At 72.2% G+C, this 20,422-nt stretch carries 17 protein-coding genes; 8 read left to right on the top strand and 9 right to left on the bottom strand.

All coding sequences use genetic code 11. From position 1 onward, the window contains the following. Positions 1–72: 72 nt before the first annotated feature. From J2W20_RS09810 to J2W20_RS09820, 3 genes are all read right to left on the bottom strand, one after another. Complete coding sequence (locus J2W20_RS09810; RefSeq protein ID WP_307006355.1) at positions 73–432, bottom strand: DUF3040 domain-containing protein; 360 nt, start codon at positions 430–432, stop codon at positions 73–75. A 213-nt stretch (positions 433–645) separates the two neighbouring features. Further along, positions 646–1,854, bottom strand: coding sequence for a DNA polymerase IV (gene dinB / locus J2W20_RS09815; RefSeq protein WP_307006385.1), 1,209 nt, complete (start codon positions 1,852–1,854; stop codon positions 646–648). Positions 1,855–2,073: 219 nt separating this feature from the next. Beyond that, positions 2,074–2,244 carry a hypothetical protein gene (locus J2W20_RS09820; protein WP_307006356.1) on the bottom strand — a complete coding sequence of 57 codons (171 nt, stop codon included), beginning with the start codon at positions 2,242–2,244 and terminating at the stop codon, positions 2,074–2,076. On the opposite strand from J2W20_RS09820, the gene J2W20_RS09825 reads away from it, so the two are divergent. Together J2W20_RS09825 and J2W20_RS09830 are read left to right on the top strand one after the other, a co-directional pair. Then, positions 2,243–2,566 (top strand): hypothetical protein, encoded by a 324-nt coding sequence (locus J2W20_RS09825; RefSeq protein WP_307006357.1) that lies wholly within the window; start codon positions 2,243–2,245, stop codon positions 2,564–2,566. The genes J2W20_RS09820 and J2W20_RS09825 overlap by 2 nt on opposite strands. Before the next feature lie 19 nt (positions 2,567–2,585). Next, positions 2,586–3,692, top strand: coding sequence for a polyprenyl synthetase family protein (locus tag J2W20_RS09830; RefSeq protein WP_373457996.1), 1,107 nt, complete (start codon positions 2,586–2,588; stop codon positions 3,690–3,692). Between the two features lie 98 nt (positions 3,693–3,790). On the opposite strand, the gene J2W20_RS09835 is transcribed toward J2W20_RS09830, so the two are convergent. Then, positions 3,791–4,144: an Rv2175c family DNA-binding protein gene (locus J2W20_RS09835; RefSeq protein WP_066497409.1), complete on the bottom strand. Its 354-nt coding sequence runs from the start codon at positions 4,142–4,144 to the stop codon at positions 3,791–3,793. Positions 4,145–4,352: 208 nt separating this feature from the next. Here J2W20_RS09835 and J2W20_RS09840 point away from each other — a divergent pair, with 208 nt between their 5' ends. After that, on the top strand, positions 4,353–5,513 hold the full coding sequence (locus J2W20_RS09840; protein WP_307006358.1) for a lytic transglycosylase: 1,161 nt from the start codon (positions 4,353–4,355) through the stop codon (positions 5,511–5,513). A gap of 76 nt (positions 5,514–5,589) precedes the next feature. After that, positions 5,590–7,560: a Stk1 family PASTA domain-containing Ser/Thr kinase gene (gene pknB / locus J2W20_RS09845; protein ID WP_307006359.1), complete on the top strand. Its 1,971-nt coding sequence runs from the start codon at positions 5,590–5,592 to the stop codon at positions 7,558–7,560. A gap of 40 nt (positions 7,561–7,600) precedes the next feature. Here the strand turns inward: pknB and J2W20_RS09850 are convergent, their stop codons facing one another. Further along, complete coding sequence (locus tag J2W20_RS09850; protein ID WP_307006361.1) at positions 7,601–8,995, bottom strand: class II 3-deoxy-7-phosphoheptulonate synthase; 1,395 nt, start codon at positions 8,993–8,995, stop codon at positions 7,601–7,603. Between the two features lie 34 nt (positions 8,996–9,029). Further along, the gene (locus J2W20_RS09855) at positions 9,030–9,752 is read right to left on the bottom strand and encodes a lysophospholipid acyltransferase family protein (RefSeq protein ID WP_307006362.1); all 723 of its coding nucleotides are present in this window, start codon (positions 9,750–9,752) and stop codon (positions 9,030–9,032) included. A 97-nt stretch (positions 9,753–9,849) separates the two neighbouring features. Between J2W20_RS09855 and J2W20_RS09860 the strand changes: the two genes are divergently transcribed. Further along, positions 9,850–10,611, top strand: coding sequence for an alpha/beta hydrolase (locus J2W20_RS09860; protein ID WP_307006363.1), 762 nt, complete (start codon positions 9,850–9,852; stop codon positions 10,609–10,611). Beyond that, a complete protein-coding gene (locus J2W20_RS09865; protein WP_307006364.1) occupies positions 10,608–11,183 on the top strand; it encodes a hypothetical protein in 576 nt (191 codons plus the stop codon). The genes J2W20_RS09860 and J2W20_RS09865 overlap by 4 nt, the downstream gene beginning before the upstream one ends. Before the next feature lie 9 nt (positions 11,184–11,192). Here the strand turns inward: J2W20_RS09865 and J2W20_RS09870 are convergent, their stop codons facing one another. Next, positions 11,193–12,227: an ROK family glucokinase gene (locus J2W20_RS09870; RefSeq protein ID WP_307006365.1), complete on the bottom strand. Its 1,035-nt coding sequence runs from the start codon at positions 12,225–12,227 to the stop codon at positions 11,193–11,195. Between the two features lie 140 nt (positions 12,228–12,367). On the opposite strand from J2W20_RS09870, the gene J2W20_RS09875 reads away from it, so the two are divergent. Then, positions 12,368–14,188, top strand: a complete 1,821-nt coding sequence (locus tag J2W20_RS09875; RefSeq protein WP_307006366.1) for an AMP-dependent synthetase/ligase — start codon at positions 12,368–12,370, stop codon at positions 14,186–14,188. Positions 14,189–14,280: 92 nt separating this feature from the next. Here the strand turns inward: J2W20_RS09875 and J2W20_RS09880 are convergent, their stop codons facing one another. Beyond that, the gene (locus J2W20_RS09880; protein ID WP_307006367.1) at positions 14,281–15,636 is read right to left on the bottom strand and encodes a MinD/ParA family ATP-binding protein; all 1,356 of its coding nucleotides are present in this window, start codon (positions 15,634–15,636) and stop codon (positions 14,281–14,283) included. 148 nt (positions 15,637–15,784) lie between these two features. Further along, positions 15,785–19,186: a pyruvate carboxylase gene (locus J2W20_RS09885; protein ID WP_307006368.1), complete on the bottom strand. Its 3,402-nt coding sequence runs from the start codon at positions 19,184–19,186 to the stop codon at positions 15,785–15,787. 219 nt (positions 19,187–19,405) lie between these two features. On the opposite strand from J2W20_RS09885, the gene J2W20_RS09890 reads away from it, so the two are divergent. After that, on the top strand, positions 19,406–20,230 hold the full coding sequence (locus J2W20_RS09890; protein WP_307006369.1) for a ParA family protein: 825 nt from the start codon (positions 19,406–19,408) through the stop codon (positions 20,228–20,230). Positions 20,231–20,422: the final 192 nt, after the last annotated feature.

Consider the following 20,422-nt stretch of genomic DNA (forward strand, 5'->3'; position numbering starts at 1 on the left):
AGGCGGGGCGTGTCTCTGGAGTCGCTGATGCGCCTCGACGCGGGGACCGGCGGGCGGTCCGGGTGGGACGGGTCAGCTCTCGTCCCTGCGCCGTTCCTCCCACTGGGCCTCGAGCTTGCGCAGGAACCCGCTGCTCGTCCGCTTCGAGCCGCCGGAGCGGAGGCGGCGCCCTGGCCGCCTGAGGGTTCCGTAGTAGACGCTCCCGCCCATGAGCAGGAAGCCGAGGACCCCCACGAAGATGTTCTGGATGCTCACTCCGACCAGGAGGACGAGGATGCCCGCGATGACGCCGAGGACCCCGAGCACAATGTGCTTGGTCGAGAACGTCTTGAGGGCATCGGCGCCCATGGAATCGGCGAACTTGGGGTCCTCTTCGTGGAGCTGCTTCTCAAGCTGCTCCAGCATCTTCTGTTCGTGCTCCGAGAGAGGCATGGCGACTCCTTCACGCATGCAGATGATGGACGGCCTCCATCATCTGCACCAACGCATTGAACCAGCCGCGGGTTCCCCTGACCGACGAGCCGCTGCGGCCCGACCCCAGATGGACTTCCCAGCCGACTCACTGCACCCAATATTTCGAGGTTCCTTAAGGATATGACGTCCGGGTAGGTTCCAAAAGGGAGCCCGGAGCGTCGTGGGCGCCGCTCACTCCCGAGCGGTGCGCCCGTCCCGCTGGGGGCCGGTCCTCCGCTCCCCGAGGAGGCGCGCCGGCCGGACCATGCCGGAGCCGAACCGCTCGGACACCCGGTCGAGGGCCTCCTCTGCCGTCCGCCAGTTGTCCTCGGTGCGGTCCAGACTCAGCTGGCGCGGCGCTCCGGCCGACCGGGAGAGCCGTTCCCCCCGCAGGCCGATGAGCCGGACCGGCAGGGGCCGCGGGCCGAGGGCTGCGAGGAGCTGGCGCCCTGCGCTGTAGAGGTGCTGGGCGCTGTCGGTGGGGACGGTCAGGGTGTGCGAGCGCGCGAGGGTGGAGAAGTCCGAGTACCGGAGCTTGAGCGCGACCGTTCCCGCGGCGACCCCCTGGCCCCTGAGTCGTCCGGCGACGCGGTGGGCCAGCCGCAGGAGCTCTGCGTGCAGTGCGGCGTCCTCCGCGACGTCCGCGGCGAAGGTCTCCTCCGCACCGATGCTCTTCTCCTCGCGTGCGGGCGTCACGGCCCGTCCGTCGATGCCCCAGCTCAGGCGCTTGGCCTGAAGGCCGGTGGCGCCGAGGGAGCGCCGGAGGGTCGAGTCCGGCGTCTGGGCGAGGTCGCCGACGGTGTGGATCCCGAGGCGGGCCAGGACTTCCCGCGTCTTTCCTCCGATCCCCCAGAGCGCCCCGACGGGGAGCGAGTGGAGGAACGGCACCGTGTCCTCCGGGCGGACCACGAGCAGCCCGTCCGGCTTGGACCGGGTCGAGGCGATCTTGGCCACGAACTTGGTCGAGGCGACCCCGACCGAGGCCGTGATGCCCAGCTCCGACCGGATGCGGGCCTTGATCTGGGCGGCGATCTGCTCGGGCGCCGCGCCGAGGCGCCGCACGGCTCCGGAGACGTCGAGGAAGGCCTCGTCGACGCTCAGCGGTTCGACCAGGTCGGTGAAGTCCGCGAAGAGCCGCATGAGCTGCCGCGAGACCTCGTAGTAGAGGTGGTGCCTCGGCTCGACCACGATGGCATCGGGACAGCGCCGCAGCGCAATGAGCATCGGCATGGCGCTGCTGATGCCGAAGGCGCGTGCCTCGTAGCTCGCGGACAGGACCACGGACCGCTCCGCCGGGAACCCGACGATCACGCGGCGGCTCCGCAGCTCGGGCCGCTCGCGCTGCTCGACGGCGACGAAGAAGGCGTCCATGTCGACATGCAGGATCCCGCGGCGCCGCATCTGGCCCAGGGCCTCCTCGCCGGGGCCACCACCGTCCGTTCCCACCGGTCCATCGTAGGCGGCAGGGGCTCCGCGGCGGGCCACTAGACTGGGCGGGACCTTGCAGCAGAAACGAAAGGCAGACACCAGGCGCATGGCGAACATCACCGGGAGGAACCGACGGCTCGCAGGGGCCACCGTGCTCATGGCCACCGCGCTCGCGGTGGCGGGCTGTGGGGGTCAGACAGGGAGCGCGGCGCAGAGCCCGGCTCCGGCGGGCTCCGCAGCGGCCACCGCCTCGCCATCGCCGTCCTCGACGGTGAGCGGGCGGGCCACGGCGTCCGCCTCGGCCGCGAACGCCACCGTGAGCGCCGTCGCACCGGGCTTCCCGTCCCAGACGCTTCCGCTCATGCCCGGGGCCACGGCCCTCGCGACCAGCTTCGACGCGTCGGCGTCGCCTGCCGTCGCCTCCCTCGTTGCGGGCAGCAGCTCGGCCTCGGCCTCCGAGATGCTCGACTACTACACGAAGACCCTCACCGGCGAGGGGTTCACCGCTGTGCCGGCCGCGAGCGCCTCGTCGAGCACCTCGGCGTCGATGGCCGCCGCGGGGACCCTCGTGCGCGACTTCGTGCGCTCGAACGGCTCAGAGACCGCCACGGTCACGGTCGTCACCGCGAACAAGCAGGCGGTCGCGACCGTGGGCGTCTCGGTGGCGCCCTCCTCGCTGAAGTAGTCAGCGGACAGGGGACACCGTGAACGAGCAGCGAGCGGCCGCCGCGGGCGTCGAGGAGGAGCAGGCCCGCTACCGGGAGGCCCTCGAGGCCGAGCTGCGCTCCTTCCTCGACCGCCAGCGGTCGGTCATGGCCGAGGTCTCGGCGGACGTCGCCGCCCTCATGGATGCGATCTCCGGCCTCGTCTCGGGCGGCAAGCGCCTCCGCGCGCTGCTCGGCTACTGGGGCTGGCGGGGGGCCGGCGGGGCCGAGCTCGCGGCCGAGCCGATCCGCGCGGGCGCCGCTCTCGAGCTCTTCCAGGCCGCGGCCCTCATCCACGACGACATCATCGACCGCTCGGCCACCCGCCGTGGTGCCCCGAGCGTGCATGAGCGGTTCACGGCGCTGCACGCCAGGTCGGGCTGGGCGCTCGATGCAGCGCGCTTCGGCCACGCCGCAGCGATCCTCACCGGCGACCTCTGCCTCTCCTTCAGCGAGGAGGCCTTCACCGGGGTCGGGCCCGCGGCCGGGATCGGCACCCCCGGGCGCCGGATCTTCAACACGATGAGGGCCGAGGTCATGGCCGGGCAGTACCTGGACATCCTCGAGGAGGTCGCTGGTCCGACGCGCCCGAGGACGGAGGCGGTGGCCCGGGCCGGCACGGTGATCAGGTACAAGTCGGCGAAGTACTCCACCGAGCACCCGCTCGGCATCGGAGGCGCGCTCGCCGGAGCCGACGAGGCCCTGCTGGCGGCCTACTCCGCCTTCTCGCTCCCGCTCGGCGAGGCGTTCCAGCTCCGGGACGACGTGCTGGGGGTGTTCGGCGATCCGGCCGCCACGGGCAAGCCCGCCGGCGACGACCTCCGCGAGGGCAAGCGGACGATGCTCGTGGCGCTCGCGCTCGACACGGCCGACGGCGCGGCGGCGGCAGAGCTCGAACGCGGCCTCGGGCGGGGCGACCTCGACCTCGAGGAGGTCGGCAGGCTGCGCGACATCATCAGCTCCACTGGCGCCCTCGGCGCCACCGAGCGGCTCATCGACAGGCTGGCCGACGAGGCGTTCAGCGCCCTCGCGCGGCTGGACGTCGGCCCTGTGGTCAGCGCGGCGCTCGAGGCCCTGGGCAAGGCCGCGGTGCGGCGCGCCTCCTGAAGGACGGCGTGCTCTGAGGGACAGCTCAGGCCCCGGGCCCGCTCCGCCTGGGCGAACCGGCCCCAGGGCCCGGCCCCTGGCCTATGCCGGGGATCCGGCTACCAGGCCAGAATCTGGGCGCGGCGCCGGATCTCGGTCTTGCGGCCCTCGCGGAGCGCGTCGATCGGACGGCCGCGCAGGGACTCGTCGGGCGTGAAGAGCCAGGCGATCAGCTCCTCGTCGCTGAAGCCGGCATCTGCCAGGACGGCAATCGTGCCCTTGAGGCTGTCCACCACGTGGTCCCCGTCGAGGAACAGCGCCGGGACGGAGCGGATCTTCCGCTCGCCCACGCGCGCGGCGACGAGCGCGCGCTCGTCGATCAGGCCATGCACCTTGGTGACCGGCAGTCCCAGCCGCTCCGCGACGTCCGGGAGGGGCAGCCATTCAGACACCAGGTTCTCGATATCACTCACGCCACCAGCGTGCCACGGCCCGGGCCGCTCCACCTAGTCGGTGCAGGCAGCGGCAGGCCACGTCCCGCGCCTTGTACCTCGCGCCGAATCGTGAGAGATTCACATCGGCCACTTAAGTAACACCAGTCAAATCAATCACACAGGCACCATCACCGAATTTACAGTCGTCATCACACGAGTGACACCCCCGGCTCAAGGAGGTCGACCGATGAGCACATCCGGAAGCAGCGGGAGCGCTGCCGCCAAGCCCAGCTTTCCCCTCGTCGCGGCGACGACGGCGGTCCTCCCCGCCGTGGCCCTGTCCTCGCTCGCGCTCGCCGCGCCCGCCTCAGCAGCGCCCGCGGAGTCCGTCGCCCAGTCCGGAGCCCTCACAGGGGCCGGCCCGCGCACGGCCGTGCAGGCCGCCGTCGTGCCCGCCGCCCAGGTGCCCACGATGGTGCCGAGCCGGCTCGCCCCGGCCAAGGCCGGCCCTGGCCAGAAGTACACGGTGCGAGCCGGCGACACGGTGACCGCGATCGCCGGGCGATTCGGGCTCAAGGTCGCCGACGTCCTGGCCCTGAACCACCTCACGCCGACCACGGTCATCTACCCGGGCCAGCAGATCCGGCTCACCGGCGGATCGCCCGCGCACGCCTCCCCCGCGCCGTCGTCCTCTCCTGCGAAGCCCGCACAGGGGCTGAGTGCCGGGAGCTACACGATCCGGCCCGGCGACACCCTCTACGGAATCAGCGCCCGCCTCAAGGTGCCGCTGGGAAGCCTGCTGGCGGCCAACGGGCTCAGCCTCACGAGCATCATCTACGCCGGCCGGACCCTCAGGCTCCCGGCTGGGAAGGCCGAGCCGGCCGCCGCCATCACGCAGGCGTCCTCGGGTACGCCCAAGCCCCTCGTGGAGGACACGTTCTTCGGCTTCAAGTACCCCGACGCCGTGGTCGCCTCCGCCAACGAGAACAAGCGCCTCCTCAACGCCGCGCCGGTGCCGAGCAGGGCCGCGATGAAGCAGATCGTCGCCGACACGGCCCGCCGCATGGGCGTCGACCCGGCGCTCGCCCTGGCGGTCGCCTACCAGGAGTCGGGGTTCAGCCAGCGTGCTGTGTCCCCGGCCAACGCCATCGGGACGATGCAGCTCGTGCCCACGTCGGGGCAGTGGGCCTCCGACCTCGTGGGCCGCAGGCTCAACCTGCTCGACCCGCACGACAACGCCACCGCCGGGATCGCCATCATCCGTGCCCTCCTGCGGACGAGCACGGACGAGGACACCGCGATCGCCGGCTATTACCAGGGCCAGTACTCCGTGGCGAAGCACGGCATGTACAAGGACACCAAGCAGTATGTGGCCGCGATCAAGGCGCACCGGAAGACCTTCAGCTGACGGCGCTGCCCCGCGGCCACTCCGGGCCCCGGGGCGCCTCGGGCGTCCGCCGCGGGCGAGCGCTTAGGATCGTGGGGTGAACGGAAAGCTGAGCGATGGGCTCGTCGGATCGCTCGTGGGCGGCCGGTACCGCGTTGCCGCGCGCCTCGCCATGGGCGGCATGGCGACGGTCTACCTCGCCACCGACACGAACCTCGACCGGGACGTCGCCCTCAAGGTCCTCCATCCCCATCTGAGCCAGGACCCGGCCTTCGCCGAGCGCCTCGAGCAGGAGGCCAAGGCGGCGGCCCGGCTCTCCCACCCCCATGTGGTCGCGGTCCTGGACCGCGGCCATGACGGGGACGTCTTCTACCTCGTCATGGAGTACGTGCCCGGCCGCAACCTGCGCCAGCTGCTCGACGAGCACGGCGCCCTGGCGCCGCGGCAGGCCCTCGCGCTCATCGACGCCGTAGTCGACGGGCTTGCGGCCGCCCACGCGGCAGGCCTCGTCCACCGGGACATCAAGCCCGAGAACGTACTCCTGGGGGACTCGGGACAGATCAAGGTCGCGGACTTCGGGCTCGCCCGGGCCGTCACCACCTCGACCACCAGCGGTGTCACGATGGGCACCGTCGCGTACATCGCCCCGGAGCTCGTTCAGCGCAGCGGGGGCGACGAGCGCAGCGACCTCTACTCGGTCGGAATCATGCTCTACGAGCTGCTCACCGGCCACCAGCCCTACCGGGGGGACCTGCCGGTGCAGGTCGCGATGCAGCACGCGACGCGCGATGTCCCTCCGCCGTCCGACCTCCTGCCGGGCCTCTCCCCCGAGCTCGACGAGCTCGTGCAGTGGGCGTGTGCGCGGGATCCGGAGGACCGCCCTGTGGATGCCGAGGCGCTCCTGGGCGAGATCAGGCACATCCGCACCCACCTCAGCGACGCCCAGCTCGACCTGCACGCGGCGCAGACCCAACACCTCCCCCATCCCGCGCCGGGGCACACCGAGATGCTCCCGGCCGGGCGCACCGAGGTGATCGCCACTGCCGCCCAGCGCACCAGCGTGATCCCCGCAGGTCCCGCCACGACGGCGCGCGAGCAGCGCCGCCGGGACCGCGAGGCCGCCCGCCGCACCGCCGCCGCCGCGGCGACCCCAACCCGGACGCTGGGGCCCGGACGGTCGAGGCGCCGTGGGGCCGTCTGGGCCGCCGTCATCATCGTCCTGGCGGTCGTGGCCGCGCTGGCGGGGTGGTTCTTCGGCGTCGGCCCAGGCGCGGCGGCGACCGTCCCCCCCGTCAAGGACCTCACCGTGGACCAGGCGCGGCCTCTCTTCGACCGGGCCGGGCTCTCCTTCTCCACCCAGGACGTCTTCGACGACACGGTCACGACCGGGCTCATCGTGGACTCCACGCCGCCTCCGGGGACCCAGATCCGGAAGTTCCAGGGCGTGAGCGTCCTCGTGTCCAAGGGCCCGCAGCTCTTCCCCCTCGAGGATCTCAGGGGCAAGTCCCTCGACGATGCGAAGGCGGCCATCACCGCGGCGAAGAACACCGTCGGCGCCGTCAAGGAGGCCTACGACGACACCGTGCCGGCCGGGATCGTCCTGTCCCAGGACCCCGGGTCGGGGACGCCCCTTCGCCACGGCTCCACCGTGGCACTGACCGTGTCCAAGGGCCCCCAGCCGATCCCGGTGCCCCGCGTGGTGGGCATGCCGCAGTCCCAGGCACTCGCCGCACTGCGCGCCGCCGGACTTGATCCCCAGGTCTCCTCCGACGAGGTCAACGACAGGACGATCCCCAAGGGCTCCGTCGCCGCCCAGGACCCCTCCCCCGGCACGACCCTGACCAAGGGCGGCGCGGTCACGCTCACCGTGTCGAAGGGCCCCAGGATGGTGCACGTCCCCAGCTTCGTGGGCAAACAGGTGGGCCAGGCCACCGATGCGCTCAGGCAGCTCGGGTTCGACGTCCGCGTCGAGAACATCCTCGGCGGGTTCTTCGGCACCGTACGCGCCCAGGATCCGGTGGACAAGGACGTGCCGGAGGGCAGCGTCGTCACCCTCACGGTCGTGTAGCGGGGCGCCGGCCTCGGCCGGCGCCCCGCCGCCCACGGGATCAGGCCCGCTTGGAGAGCGCCCCCGCCACGAGGAAGGCCATCTCGAGGGACTGCATGTGATTCAGCCGCGGATCGCACACCGACTCGTACCGGTCCTCGAAGGCCGCCTCGTCGATCGGATCGGACCCGCCGAGGCACTCTGCGACGTCGTCGCCCGTCATCTCCATGTGCAGGCCGCCCGGGACCGTTCCGAGCGCCTGGTGCACATCGAAGAAGCCGCGGACCTCGTCCACGACGTCGTCGAAGCGGCGGGTCTTGTAGCCGTTGCGGCTCGTGACCGTGTTCCCGTGCATCGGGTCGGTGACCCAGAGGACCTGGGCTCCGGACGCCGTGACCTTCTCGACGACCGGGGGCAGCTTCTCGCGGATGTTCTGGGCGCCCATCCTCGTGATGAACGTCAGCCGGCCCGGTTCGCGCTCGGGATCGAGCCTGTCGATGAGCCGCAGGGCGTCGTCGCCCGTCGTCGAAGGACCGAGCTTGACGCCGATCGGGTTGCGCACGCGGGAGAGGTAGTCCACGTGGGCGTGGTCCAGTTCCCGGGTCCGCTCGCCGATCCAGAGGAAGTGCGCGGACGTGTCGTAGGGCAGGCCGGTGCGCGAGTCGATGCGCGTGAGCGCCCGCTCGTAGTCCAGCAGCAGCGCCTCGTGGCTCGCGAAGAACTCGACGCGCTTGAGCGCCTCGAAGTCGGCCCCGCACGAGTCCATGAACTTGATCGCGCGGTCGATCTCGCGGGCGAGCGATTCGTAGCGGGCGTGGGCGGGGTTCTCCGTGAACCCCTTGTTCCACGTGTGCACGAGCCGCAGGTCGGCGAAGCCGCCCTGCGTGAACGCACGGATGAGGTTCAGGGTCGACGCCGAGGTGTGGTAGGCGCGGAGCATCCGGGCGGCGTCGTGAGCCCGGGACTCGGGCGTGAAGTCGTAGCCGTTGACGATGTCGCCGCGGTACGCCGGGAGGGTCACGCCGTCCCGCGTCTCCGTGTCGGAGGAGCGGGGCTTGGCGAACTGGCCGGCCATGCGGCCCATCTTGATCACGGGCAGCTGGGCGCCGTAGGTCAGCACCACCGCCATCTGCAGGATGGTCTTCACGCGCGCGCTGATCCGGTCCGCCGTGGCCGCCCCGAAGGTCTCGGCGCAGTCGCCTCCCTGGAGGAGGAAGGCCTCGCCGCGCGCGGCGGCCGCGAGCCGCTCGCGGAGCAGGTCCACTTCGCCGGCGAAGACGAGCGGCGGGAGGATCGACAGCTCCGCGATCGCCGCGCGGAAGACGTCCGGGTCCGACCAGGACGGCTGCTGCGAGATCGGCAGGGAGCGCCAGTTGTCGAGGCCGGGGTAGTCGGCGGCGCCGCTCTGTGCGGTGCTCGTGAATCGGGCCGCGGGCGATACGGAGAGATCAGTCACGGTCCAAGGCTATGCCAACAGCGCGGCGGCGTGCTTATGCGTCGGCCGGGGGCTCGGCCGCCCGCTTCTGCGCCGCTTCCTGCGCCAGTCTGGCCTTCACATCCGCGGCATACGCGTCGACGTACTCCTGGGCGGACAGCTGCTGGATCTGGCGCATGATCCGGGTCGTGACCTCGCGCTGGACGGCCCGGTCGTCGGCCTGGCCGTAGAACTCGGAGAAGTCCATCGGCTGGCCGATGATGATGCCGACACGCCGGATGGAGGGGATGCGCTGGCCGATCGGCTGGACCTTCTCCGTGCCGATCATGGCCACCGGGAGGACCGGCACCTGCTTCAGGAGCGCGAGCCTGGCCACGCCGACCTTGCCGCGGTACAGGCGCCCGTCAGGGCTGCGCGTCCCCTCTGGGTAGATGCCCAGCAGCCCCCCGCCCTCGAGGATCTGGGCGCCGGCCTCGAGGGAGGCCGCGGACGCCTCGCCGCCGGAACGGTCCATCGGCAGCTGGTTCGTGTAGCGGAAGAATGCCGCCGTCAGCCAGCCCTTGAGGCCGCGGCCGGTGAAGTACTCCTGCTTGGCGAGGAACACGACCGGACGGCGGACCATGAGGGGCAGGAAGATGGAGTCGGAGAACGAGAGGTGGTTCGAGGCCAGGATGGCCGGGCCCCGCGCCGGGACGTTCGCGAGCCCCTTGGTCCAGGGCCTGTACAGCAGCTTGACGAGGGGGCCGATGAAGATCTGCTTGAGGATCCAGTAGACCACGCAGGTCCTTCCGCCGTGGGAGCGCGTTCCAGGCTTCACTGTAGTGTCCCGCTCCGGACTCGGCGCAACCGCCCCACGCCGGTGCATAATGCTTGCCATGGACCCTTCCACCGTCGGCGTCGCCCTGAGCCACGGCTTCACGGGCGGGCTCGGCGGGATCGCGCCCTGGGCGGACGCGCTCCGGGGCGCCGGGTTCCGCGTCGCCACGCCCCTCCTCCCCGGCCACGGGACCTCCATCGAGGACCTCGCCGGCCGGTCGTGGCACGAGTGGTACGACGCCTACGAGGCCGCCTACCTCGGGCTCGCCCGCGACTGCTCGGCCGTGGTCGCCGCCGGCCTGTCGATGGGCGGGGCGCTCGCGCTGCGCCTCGCCGCGCACCGCCCCGTGGCCGCCGTCAGCGTCGTCAACCCCGGGCTCGTGATCGACGATCCGCGCTCGCACCTCTCCGCCGTCCTGCGGCACGTGATGCGGACGGTTCCCGGCATCCGCAACGACATCAAGCTCGCCGGCCAGGACGAGGGCGCCTACGAGGCGGTCCCGGTCGCCGCGGCGCACCAGCTCAAGCTCCTGTTCCGGGACACGGTCGCCTCGCTGCCGCAGGCGACCGCACCGCTGCAGGTGTTCCGCTCGACCGTCGACAGGGTCGTCACGAGCGAGCGCAGCATGGGTGCGATCGCCGCACGCTACGGCGGGGCGGACATCCGCATCGTCCGGCTCGCCAACAGCTACCACGTGGCGACCCTCGACCACGACGCCGAGACGATCTTCCGGGGCTCGGTCGCCTTCATCCGCGAGACGGTCGACGCCGCGGGGTCGGCCGCCGCCAGCAGGAGCACGGGCGCTGGGGATGCCGCGTGAACGGCCGCCCTGACCCCGACCGCCACGATCCCGCCGCGGACGACGACGTCTGGCGCGACCTCGTGGCCCGCCTCGGCGGCTCCGCGGACGACCGTGCCGCGGGACCCGCCCCCACCGAGCCCTCCGCGGCCGAGCGCGCCTCGGCCTCCAGCCCGCTGCCGGACCGGCCGCCGCACCAGGACGACCGCTCCGCGGGCCGGGACGAGGGCCTGTCTGCCCCCGGCGGCCGGGAGGACGACGCCGGGCCGGCCCGCTTCTCGCGATACGACCCCCTCGGGATCGCTGGACCTCGCGGCCGCGGACCGGTGGGCGAGGAGCCGGAGGGGCTGCCGGGCGACTTCGTCCCCGACGAGCCCGCCCCCGTCCTGGCCGGGGCCGACCCGGTGGCGGTGCTCGCGTGGTGCGGCGCCCTCGGCGGTCCGGTGGGACTGCTGGTGTGCGCGCTCGCGTGGCGAACCGTGCCCGGCTACATGATCGTGCTGCTCGTCGCGGCCTTCGTGGCAGGGGTCGGGACGCTCATCATGCGCCTGCCGCGCAGCAAGGACGACGGAGACGACGGCGCCCGGATCTGAGGCCCCTGCTCAGCGCGCCGAGCCGTGCGAGCGCAGGTGGACGCGGGAGAGGTCTGCCGCGCCGATGAGGCCGGCCTCGGGGCCGAGCGCGGCGCGGACAATCCGCGCGGGCGGCCGGAATCCGCGGCCGGTGAGGTTGCGTGCGAAGGCCCTGCGCGCCGGGGCCAGCAGCAGCTCCCCAGCGTCACAGAGCCCCCCGCCGATCACGAAGGTGCCCGGGTCGAGCGCCGCGGCGAGGTTCGCGAGTCCGAGCCCGAGCCACTCGCCCACGTCCTCGATCAGCTCCCGCGAGGCGGCGTCGCCGGCCCGCGCCAGCTCGGTGACGATCGCGCCGGTGATCTGCTCGGGATCGCCGTCCACGGCGCGGAGGAGCTCCTGGGCGACCGGGGAGTTGGCTCGGGCCAGCTCGCGCGCCTCGCGTCCGAGCGCGTTCCCCGAGGCGTACTGCTCCCAGCAGCCGCGGTTGCCGCATTCGCAGCGGTGGCCGCCGGGCATGATGATCTGGTGGCCGAACTCGCCCGCGACGCCGTAGCGGCCGCGTTCGAGGTGCCCGGACATCACCATCGCCCCGCCGATCCCGGTGCCGAGCGTGATGCACACGAGCCGGCTCTCCTGGCGCCCGGCGCCGAAGCGCCATTCGGCCCAGGCGGCGGCGTCGGCGTCGTTGGCGAGGTGCACCCGGCGGCGCAGGAGCGATTCGAGGTTCGCGCGGAGCGGCTCGTTGCGCCAGGCCAGGTGCGGACTGAAGAGCACCGTCCCTCCGTCGAGGTCCATCCAGCCTGCCGCGCCGATCCCCACGGAGGCGATCCGGTGCTCGACGCTGAGCTCGTCGACGAGCTCGGCGATGACGCGCTCGACCTCGCGCGGGCGCGTGCCCGGCGTCGCCCTGCGCGCCCGCTGCAGTACGTGGCCGTCGGCGTCGACCACGCCTGCAGCGACCTTCGTGCCGCCGATGTCGATGCCGATCGCGAGGCCCCTCCGTCTCAGCCGCGGATCGCGGGGCCGGAAGGTCGGGGCCAAGCGGGGTCTGCGCACGCTGGCCATTCTACTGGCGGCCCGGGACCCGGGGCCGCTATTGTTACTGACCAGTAGCATCGAGCCGTGATCCAAGGCACACTCCGTCCAGTGCGCTTGGATATGGTTAAGCCGTCTCCCGCGCACCGGGAGGTACCGAAGGAGATATCGTGCGCGAAAAGTCCGTTCCGCCCCTCGTCCCCGCCCCCGTCGCCAGGAACATCGCCGACTTCGTCATCGAGCAGGCCGAGAAGCCCTCGAACCCGCCCCTCTTCGCCAGGCGCGGAACCTCGGGCTCGTGGGAGGACGTGACGGCCAAGGAGTTCCGCGCCGAGGTGGAGCGGATCGCGAAGGGCCTGATCGCCGAAGGGGTGGCCCCCGGCGACCGCGTCGCCATCATGGCCCGGACCTGCTACGAGTGGAGCCTCGTCGACTTCGCCATCTGGTTCGCCGGCGCGGTGTCCGTCCCGATCTACGAGACCTCCTCCCCGAGCCAGATCGCCTGGAACCTCGGGAACTCGGGCGCCGTCGCCGCCTTCGGCGAGACCGCCCACCACGAGGACGCCATCCGTGCTGCCATCGATTCCGAGGACCTCACGGCCATGCGGCATGTCTGGCAGCTGTCCCCCGCGGGCCTCGGCGCGCTCGGGGCGGCCGGCGAACGGGTCTCCGACGAGGAGCTCGAGGCGCGCCGCTCCGCCGCGACCCTCGAGTCGCTGGCCACGATCATCTACACCTCGGGCACGCTCGGGCGGCCCAAGGGCTGCGAGCTGACCCACGGGAACTTCGTGGCGCTGTCCGAGAATGCCATGGCGGCGCTCGGCGAGGTCGTGGAGCCGGGTGCGAAGACCATCATGTTCCTGCCGCTCGCCCACGTGTTCGCCCGGTTCATCTCCGTCCTGGCCGTCGCCGCCGGCTGCCAGGTGGCGCACACCCCGGACATCAAGAACCTCCTGGCCGATCTGCAGGGGTTCGAGCCGAACTTCATCCTCGTGGTCCCGCGCGTGTTCGAGAAGGTCTACAACTCTGCGCTGACCAAGGCGGAGGACGGGGGCAAGGGCAAGGTCTTCCACCGCGCTGCCGACATCGCCATCTCCTGGTCGAAGGCGCACGCAGACGGCGGCACCCCCTCCCTCGGCCTGCGGCTGCAGCATGCCCTCTACGACGCGCTCGTCTACCGGAAGCTGCGCGCGGCCATGGGCGGCCACGTCAAGTACGCGGTCTCGGGCGGCGGCCCCCTCGGGGAACGGCTCGGCCACTTCTTCCACGGCATCGGCCTCCGCGTCCTCGAGGGCTACGGCCTCACCGAGACCACGGCCCCGATCTGCGTCAACACGCCCTCCTTGGTCAAGATCGGCACGGTCGGCGCCCCCCTTCCCGGCAACTCGGTGCGGATCGCCGACGATGGCGAGATCCTCGCCAAGGGCGTCAGCGTCATGCGCGGCTACTACCGGCTCCCCGAGCTGCAGACCGAGACGTTCACGGACGGCTGGTTCCACACGGGCGACATCGGCGAGCTCGACGCCGACGGGTACCTGCGCATCACCGGGCGCAAGAAGGACATCATCGTCACGGCGGGCGGCAAGAATGTGGCCCCGGCGCACCTCGAGGACCAGATCCGCGCCGACGCGCTCGTGTCCCAGGTCGTCGTGGTGGGCGAGAACCGCCCCTTCATCGGCGCCCTCGTGACCCTCGACGAGGAGGCGCTGCCGGGCTGGCTCGAGCGGCAGGGGCTTCCCGCCGGGCTCTCCCTCGAGGACGCGGCCTCCCACCCGGGGGTCCTCGCCCACGTGCAGTCGATCATCGACCGCGCGAACGAGAGCGTCTCCAAGGCAGAGGCGATCAAGTCCTTCCGGGTGGTGCCGACGGACTTCACCGAGTCCTCGGGGCACCTCACGCCCTCGCTCAAGGTCAAGCGCGCGCAGGTCATGGCCGACTTCGGCAGCTACGTCGAGGACATCTACTCGGCGCCCAAGCCGAGCGTGGTCTGACCCGGCGCTCCAGCGCGAGGGCGGCGGCCCCGGCCCGTCCCGGGGCCGCCGCCCTGCCGTTCAGCCTGCCTGCCGTTGTGCCTGCGCGCCGCTCAGTCGGTGAGCTGGTCGACGACCAGGCCGGCGAGCTCGATCGCCGCCTCCCGTGTGGCCGCCCCCAGCTTCGCGAACTCGATCTGCGAGCCCTCGGCGAGGTGCCGGTCGTGCGGGATGCGGACCACGTGGCCCACCCGGGTGCGGAAGTGCTCCTCGATCTCGTCCACGTTCACCCGGGTGCCGCTGCCGGCGGAGACGTTGACCACGACGATCGCCTTGCGCACCAGATCGTCCCGCCCGTGTGCCTCGAGCCATGAGAGCGTCTCGGAGGCGAGCCGCGCCTCGTCGACGCTGCCGCCCGAGACGAGCACGACGGCGTCGGCCTTCTCCAGCGTCCCCTGCATCACGGAGTGGACCATCCCTGTGCCGGAGTCGGTCAGGACGATCGAGTAGTAGCGGCCGAGGATGTCCGTGACGGCCCGGTAGTCGGCGTCGTTGAAGGCGTGCGCGACCATGGGGTCTGCGTCCGAGGCGAGCACATCGAGCCGCGATCCCTCGCGGGCGGTGTAGTTGGACAGCTGGGCGAAGGAGTTCACCTCGAAGCGGTCCTTGACGAGCTGCCGGGCGGTGTGGGAGGCGCGGCCGGGGTTCCGGTCGGAGAGGGTGCCGCGGTCCGGGTTGGCGTCCATGGCGATCACCCGGTCCTCCCGCAGGTCGGCGAGGGCCATGCCCAGCAGGGTCGTCACGGTCGTCTTGCCGACGCCGCCCTTGCGCGAGAGGACCGGCACGTACCGCGTCTTCTCCCCCAGCCGCACGGCGATCCGGTGCTCGAGCGCACGCTGCATCCGCACCGCGTCCGAGTCCCCCACATTGACGTAGCCGAACGTGGCGAAGTAGAGCCAGCGCCGCCAGCCGCCCACCGGGGCGGCCGGGCTCTTGGCGACGAGGCGGTCGGAGGTCAGGGACGTGGCCGACTCCGGCCCCTCGGACCGCGACCGGCGCTCGCTCACGGCCGGTGCCTCGCTGCCCACGTCGGCCGGCCCGGCGTCGGGCTCCTCCTGGACAGAGCCGCGGGGCTGGTAGCCGATCTCGGCCGAGGCCGCGGCCTCCCCGGGGACCGCGGCAGGATCGTCGGAGGCGGCCGCGGGCGGAACAGGCGCCGCCGGGGCGTCCGCGAGCCATCCGGCAGGGGGCGTGGACGGGGCCGGCGGCACCGACCCGAGATCGAGCGGCACGGACAGGATTCCGAGCGCGCTTCGGGCGGCGCCCGGGCCGGCAGTGGGCTCGGAGGCATGCGCTCCTGCCGCCTCCTCCCCCGCGCCGTCCGCGGCCGCCGGGGCCTCCTGGGTGGATTCCGGCTCGTCCTGGGACGGACTGCGCCGCGGTGCGGGCTTGGGCGTGCTGTCGCTCATGGCTCCCGTTCGCCTCGTGGGTGGTTCGGACGGCGGCGGTACGGACCGCCGCCGTCCTGGATCGCGCCCAGTCTAGCGGCCGCCCCGCCGCCGCCCTGCTGGGCGGCGGCGGGGCGGCGGGAGGGTCCGGGCGCGGGACGGCCGGCGGCTACTCCGCGCCGACCACGAGCAGCAGGTCTCCGCCCTGGACCTGCTCGACGCCGGAGACGACCACGCGGGCCACCTTGCCGGCCACGGGCGAGGTGATGGCGGCCTCCATCTTCATGGCCTCGATGGTCGCGACGGAGTCGCCGGCCTGGACCAGGTCACCCTCCTTCGCCGTCACGGTCACAGCCCCGGCGAACGGGGCGGCAATGTGGCCGGGGTTGGTCGCGTCCGCCTTCTCCGCCTGCTTGACGTTGCTCTGCACGGACCGGTCACGCACGACGACCGGGCGCGACTGGCCGTTCAGCGTCGCGATGACGGTGCGCATGCCCTTCTCGTCGGGCTCCGAGACGGCCTCGAGCTGCGCGATGAGCCGCACGCCCTTCTCGAGTTCGATGGTGTGCTCGTGGCCTCGCTGGAGGCCGTAGAGGTAGTCCCGCGTATCGAGCACCGAGAGGTTGCCGTAGGCTTCCCTGTTCGCGAGGTAGTCCTTCGTCGGACCGGGGAACAGGAGCCGGTTCAGGGTGGCCCGGCGCGTGGCCGAGTCGCCCTGGAGCGCGGCCGAGTCCTCCGCCGAGAGCTTCTCCTCGCGCACCTTGACTGTCCGGCCCTGGAGGGCCTTGGTGCGGAACGGCTCGGGCCAGCCGCCGGGCGGGTCGCCGAGCTCGCCGCTGAGGAAGCCGATGACCGACTCCGGGATGTCGAACTTCTGCGGGTTCTGCCGGAACTCCTCGGGGTCCGCGCCGAGTCCGACGAGATGCAGTGCGAGGTCGCCGACCACCTTGGACGACGGCGTGACCTTGACGAGCCGGCCGAGGATCCGGTCCGCGGCCGCGTACATGTCCTCGATGGCCTCGAACCGCTCCGCGAGGCCGAGGGCCATGGCCTGCTGGCGCAGGTTGGAGAGCTGGCCGCCCGGGATCTCGTGGTGGTAGACGCGCCCCGTCGGGCCCGGAAGCCCGGATTCGAAGGGAGCGTAGACGCGGCGCACGGCCTCCCAGTACGGCTCGAGCGCGCTGACCTTCTCCAGCGAGATGCCCGTGTCGCGGGGGGTGTGGGCGAGCGCGGCCACGAGGGCGGACGCCGGAACCTGGCTGGTGGTGCCGGCCAAGGACGCCGAGGCGACGTCGACGGCGTCGACCCCGGCCTCGACCGCCGCGAGCAGGGTCGCGAGCTGGCCGCCCGCGGTGTCGTGCGTGTGCAGGTGGACGGGCAGGTCGAAGCGCTCCCGCAGGGCCCGCACGAGCTTGGCCGCCGCGGCCGGGCGCAGGAGGCCGGCCATGTCCTTGATCGCGAGGATGTGGGCCCCGGCGTCGACGATCTTCTGGGCAAGCCCGAGGTAGTAGTCGAGCGTGTACAGGTCCTCGGCGGGGTCGAGGAGGTCCCCGGTGTAGCACAGCACCACCTCGGCCACCGCGGTCCCGGTCTCGCGCACGGCCCTGATGGCGGGGGCCATCTGGTTCACGTCGTTGAGGGCGTCGAAGATGCGGAAGATGTCGATCCCGGTGGCGGCGGCCTCCTGCACGAAGGCGGCGGTCACCTCCTCGGGGTACGGCGTGTACCCGACCGTGTTCCGGCCGCGCAGGAGCATCTGGAGGCAGATGTTGGGGATCGCCTCGCGCAGGGCGGCCAGCCGCTGCCAAGGGTCCTCGCCGAGGAAGCGGAGGGCGACGTCGTACGTCGCCCCGCCCCACGCCTCGACGGAGAGGAGCTCGGGCGTGAGCACCGAGACCGCCGGGCCGGCCGCGACGAGGTCCCGGGTGCGCACACGCGTCGCCAGCAGCGACTGGTGGGCGTCGCGGAAGGTCGTGTCGGTCACCGCGACCGCGTTCTGCTCGCGCAGGGCCTTGGCGAACCCTTCCGGGCCGAGCTCGAGCAGCTTCTGGCGGGAGCCGGCCGGAGCGTCGGCGAGGTCGACCTTCGGGAGCTTGTCCTGCGGGTCGGCATGGACCTTGAGCTCGCCGTTGGGCTTGTTCACCGTCACGTCCGCGAGCCAGCTGAGCAGCCTGGTCCCCCGGTCGGCGGACGAGCGCGCCTTCAGCAGCTCGGGACGCTCGTCGATGAACGAGGTCGCGACGTTGCCGGCGACGAAGTCGTCGTCGTCGAGGACGGCCTGGAGGAAGGGGATGTTCGTGGACACGCCGCGGATGCGGAATTCGGCCAGAGCGCGGCGGGCGCGCTTGACGGCGGTGGCGTAGTCGCGGCCGCGGCACGTGAGCTTGACGAGCATCGAGTCGAAGTGCGGGCTGATCTCGGCGCCCTGGTAGACCGTGCCGCCGTCGAGGCGCACGCCTGCGCCGCCGGCTGAGCGGTAGCCGGTGATCTTGCCGACGTCAGGGCGGAAGCCGTTGGCCGGGTCCTCGGTGGTGATGCGGCACTGGAGCGCCGCTCCCTTGAGGTGGATCCGGTCCTGCGTGAGCCCGAGGTCCTCGAGCGTCTCGCCGGCGGCGATGCGCAGCTGGGCCTGGACGAGGTCGACGTCCGTGACCTCCTCGGTGACCGTGTGCTCGACCTGGATGCGGGGGTTCATCTCGATGAAGACGTGCTGCCCCGCACGCTCCCCGACCGTGTCCACGAGGAACTCGACGGTGCCTGCGTTGACGTAGCCGAGGGCCTTGGCGAACTTGATGGCGTCCGCGTAGAGGGCCTGCCGGATCGACTCGTCGAGCTGCGGGGCCGGGGCGATCTCGATGACCTTCTGGTGCCGGCGCTGCAGGGAGCAGTCGCGCTCGAAGAGGTGGACCACGTTCCCGTCGCCGTCGGCGAGGACCTGGACCTCGATGTGGCGCGGGCGCAGCACTGCCTGCTCGAGGAACACGGTCGGATCGCCGAATGCGGCGTCGGCCTCGCGCATCGCGGCGCTGAGCGACTCCGGGAGGGCCTCGCGCGTGTCGACGCGGCGCATGCCGCGGCCGCCGCCGCCGGCCACGGCCTTGACGAAGATCGGGAAGCCGATCTCGTCCGCGGCCGCGATCAGCTCCTCGGGGTCCGAGCTGGGCGCCGAGGACTTCAGCACGGGAATGCCGGCCTCGCGCGCCGCGCGGAGGGCGTGGACCTTGTGGCCGGCCAGCTCCAGGACGTCCGCCGGGGGGCCGACGAAGGTGATGCCGGCCGCCGCGGCCGCGCGCGCCAGCTCCGGGTTCTCGGAGAGGAAGCCGTAGCCGGGGTAGATGGCATCCGCGCCGGCCTCCTTGGCGACGCGGACGATCTCGTCCACATCCAGATAGGCCCGGACCGGATGGCCCTCCTCGCCGATGAGGTAGGCCTCGTCTGCCTTCTGCCGGTGGATCGAGTTGCGGTCTTCGTGGGGGAACACGGCAACCGTCTTGGCACCGAGCTCGTAGCCCGCCCGGAACGCGCGGATGGCGATTTCACCGCGGTTCGCTACCAGAATCTTGGAGAACATGGGACTCCTGTTGTCGCAACGCAGGATTGACTAGGTGGTGCCTAGTGTCTATGCCAGCAAAGTAGCAGGGAATGGCTTGTGTCTTGAATCACGGATGTAACGTCTCGCCACGTGGACAAGGCAGGGGCCGGACGCTCCCCGGCCGTGGCGTGGCGGGGCCGCTGCCCGCTTCCCTTTAGGATGGAACGGTCGGCCAGCGGATAGATAGTGGATTCTCACGTGCAAGTAGTCAGCATCAGCAGCCTGAAGGGCGGGGTCGGGAAGACCTCGGTGACAACGGGGCTCGCCTCGGCCGCCCTCGCGGCCGGGATCCCCACTCTCGTGGTCGACCTCGACCCGCATGCTGACGCCTCGACCGCGCTCGGCGTCAACCCCGACCGCGAACTCGAGGTGGGGCGGCTGCTCAAGTCCCCCAAGCGGGTCTTCCTCGAGGACAACGCGGTGGCGAGCCCCTGGGTGCGGCGCGCCGCGGCGCTGAACGGCCAGCAGAACCGGGTGCTGAACGTGGCCTACGGCGGATCGCTGAGCGGCATCTACGATCGGCCCGACCTCGGCCGCAGGGATCTCCGCCGCCTCACCACCGTGCTCCACGGCCTGGAGGGCTACGGCCTGGTCCTCATCGACTGCCCGCCCTCGCTCAACGGCCTCACCCGGATGGCATGGGCTGCGAGCAACCGCGTGCTCCTCGTCGCCGAGCCGGGCCTGTTCTCCGTGGCGGGCACCGAGCGGACGCTGCGGGCCATCCAGCTGTTCAAGCAGGAGTACGCCCCGAAGCTCGCCCCCGCCGGCATCGTCGCCAACAGGGTCCGTCCCTCCTCCACCGAGCACGGCTACCGGCTCGAGGAGATGAAGCAGATGTTCGGTCCGCTCCTGCTGGACCCGCAGATCCCCGAGGTGGCCAACTGGCAGCAGATCCAGGGGGCGGCGCATGCGGTGCACCACTGGCCCGGCGAGGCGGCCCGCGGCACCGCGGCGCTGTACGACGACCTGCTCGGCGCCGTCGTCAAGCAGGCCCGGGAGCTCCGCCCCCGGGTGGCGCGCTAGCTCCGCCTCCCGCACGGCACAGCACGCGCCGGCGCAGAGCAGACCGACCCAGCACACACCCGCACAGCACAGACGTCGGGGGGGGGGGGCCCCCCCCGGGGGGGGCGCCCCCCCCCGGGGGGGGGGGGGGGGGGGGGGGGGCCCCCCCCCGGGGGGGGGCGCCCCCCCCCGGCCGGGGCTGGCCGGCCCGAG

This window comes from Sinomonas atrocyanea, from assembly GCF_030812675.1.
Lineage (GTDB): Bacteria > Actinomycetota > Actinomycetes > Actinomycetales > Micrococcaceae > Sinomonas > Sinomonas atrocyanea_B.

Coding starts and splice junctions, on each gene's coding strand:
- J2W20_RS09810 (WP_307006355.1), bottom strand. CDS start 432: ATGCCTCTCTCGGAGCACGAACAGAAGATGCTGGAGCAGCTTGAGAAG.
- dinB (WP_307006385.1), bottom strand. CDS start 1,854: ATGCGGCGCCGCGGGATCCTGCATGTCGACATGGACGCCTTCTTCGTC.
- J2W20_RS09825 (WP_307006357.1), top strand. CDS start 2,243: ATGCCCGGGGCCACGGCCCTCGCGACCAGCTTCGACGCGTCGGCGTCG.
- J2W20_RS09820 (WP_307006356.1), bottom strand. CDS start 2,244: ATGAGCGGAAGCGTCTGGGACGGGAAGCCCGGTGCGACGGCGCTCACG.
- J2W20_RS09840 (WP_307006358.1), top strand. CDS start 4,353: ATGAGCACATCCGGAAGCAGCGGGAGCGCTGCCGCCAAGCCCAGCTTT.
- J2W20_RS09860 (WP_307006363.1), top strand. CDS start 9,850: ATGGACCCTTCCACCGTCGGCGTCGCCCTGAGCCACGGCTTCACGGGC.
- J2W20_RS09870 (WP_307006365.1), bottom strand. CDS start 12,227: ATGGCCAGCGTGCGCAGACCCCGCTTGGCCCCGACCTTCCGGCCCCGC.
- J2W20_RS09880 (WP_307006367.1), bottom strand. CDS start 15,636: ATGAGCGACAGCACGCCCAAGCCCGCACCGCGGCGCAGTCCGTCCCAG.
- J2W20_RS09885 (WP_307006368.1), bottom strand. CDS start 19,186: ATGTTCTCCAAGATTCTGGTAGCGAACCGCGGTGAAATCGCCATCCGC.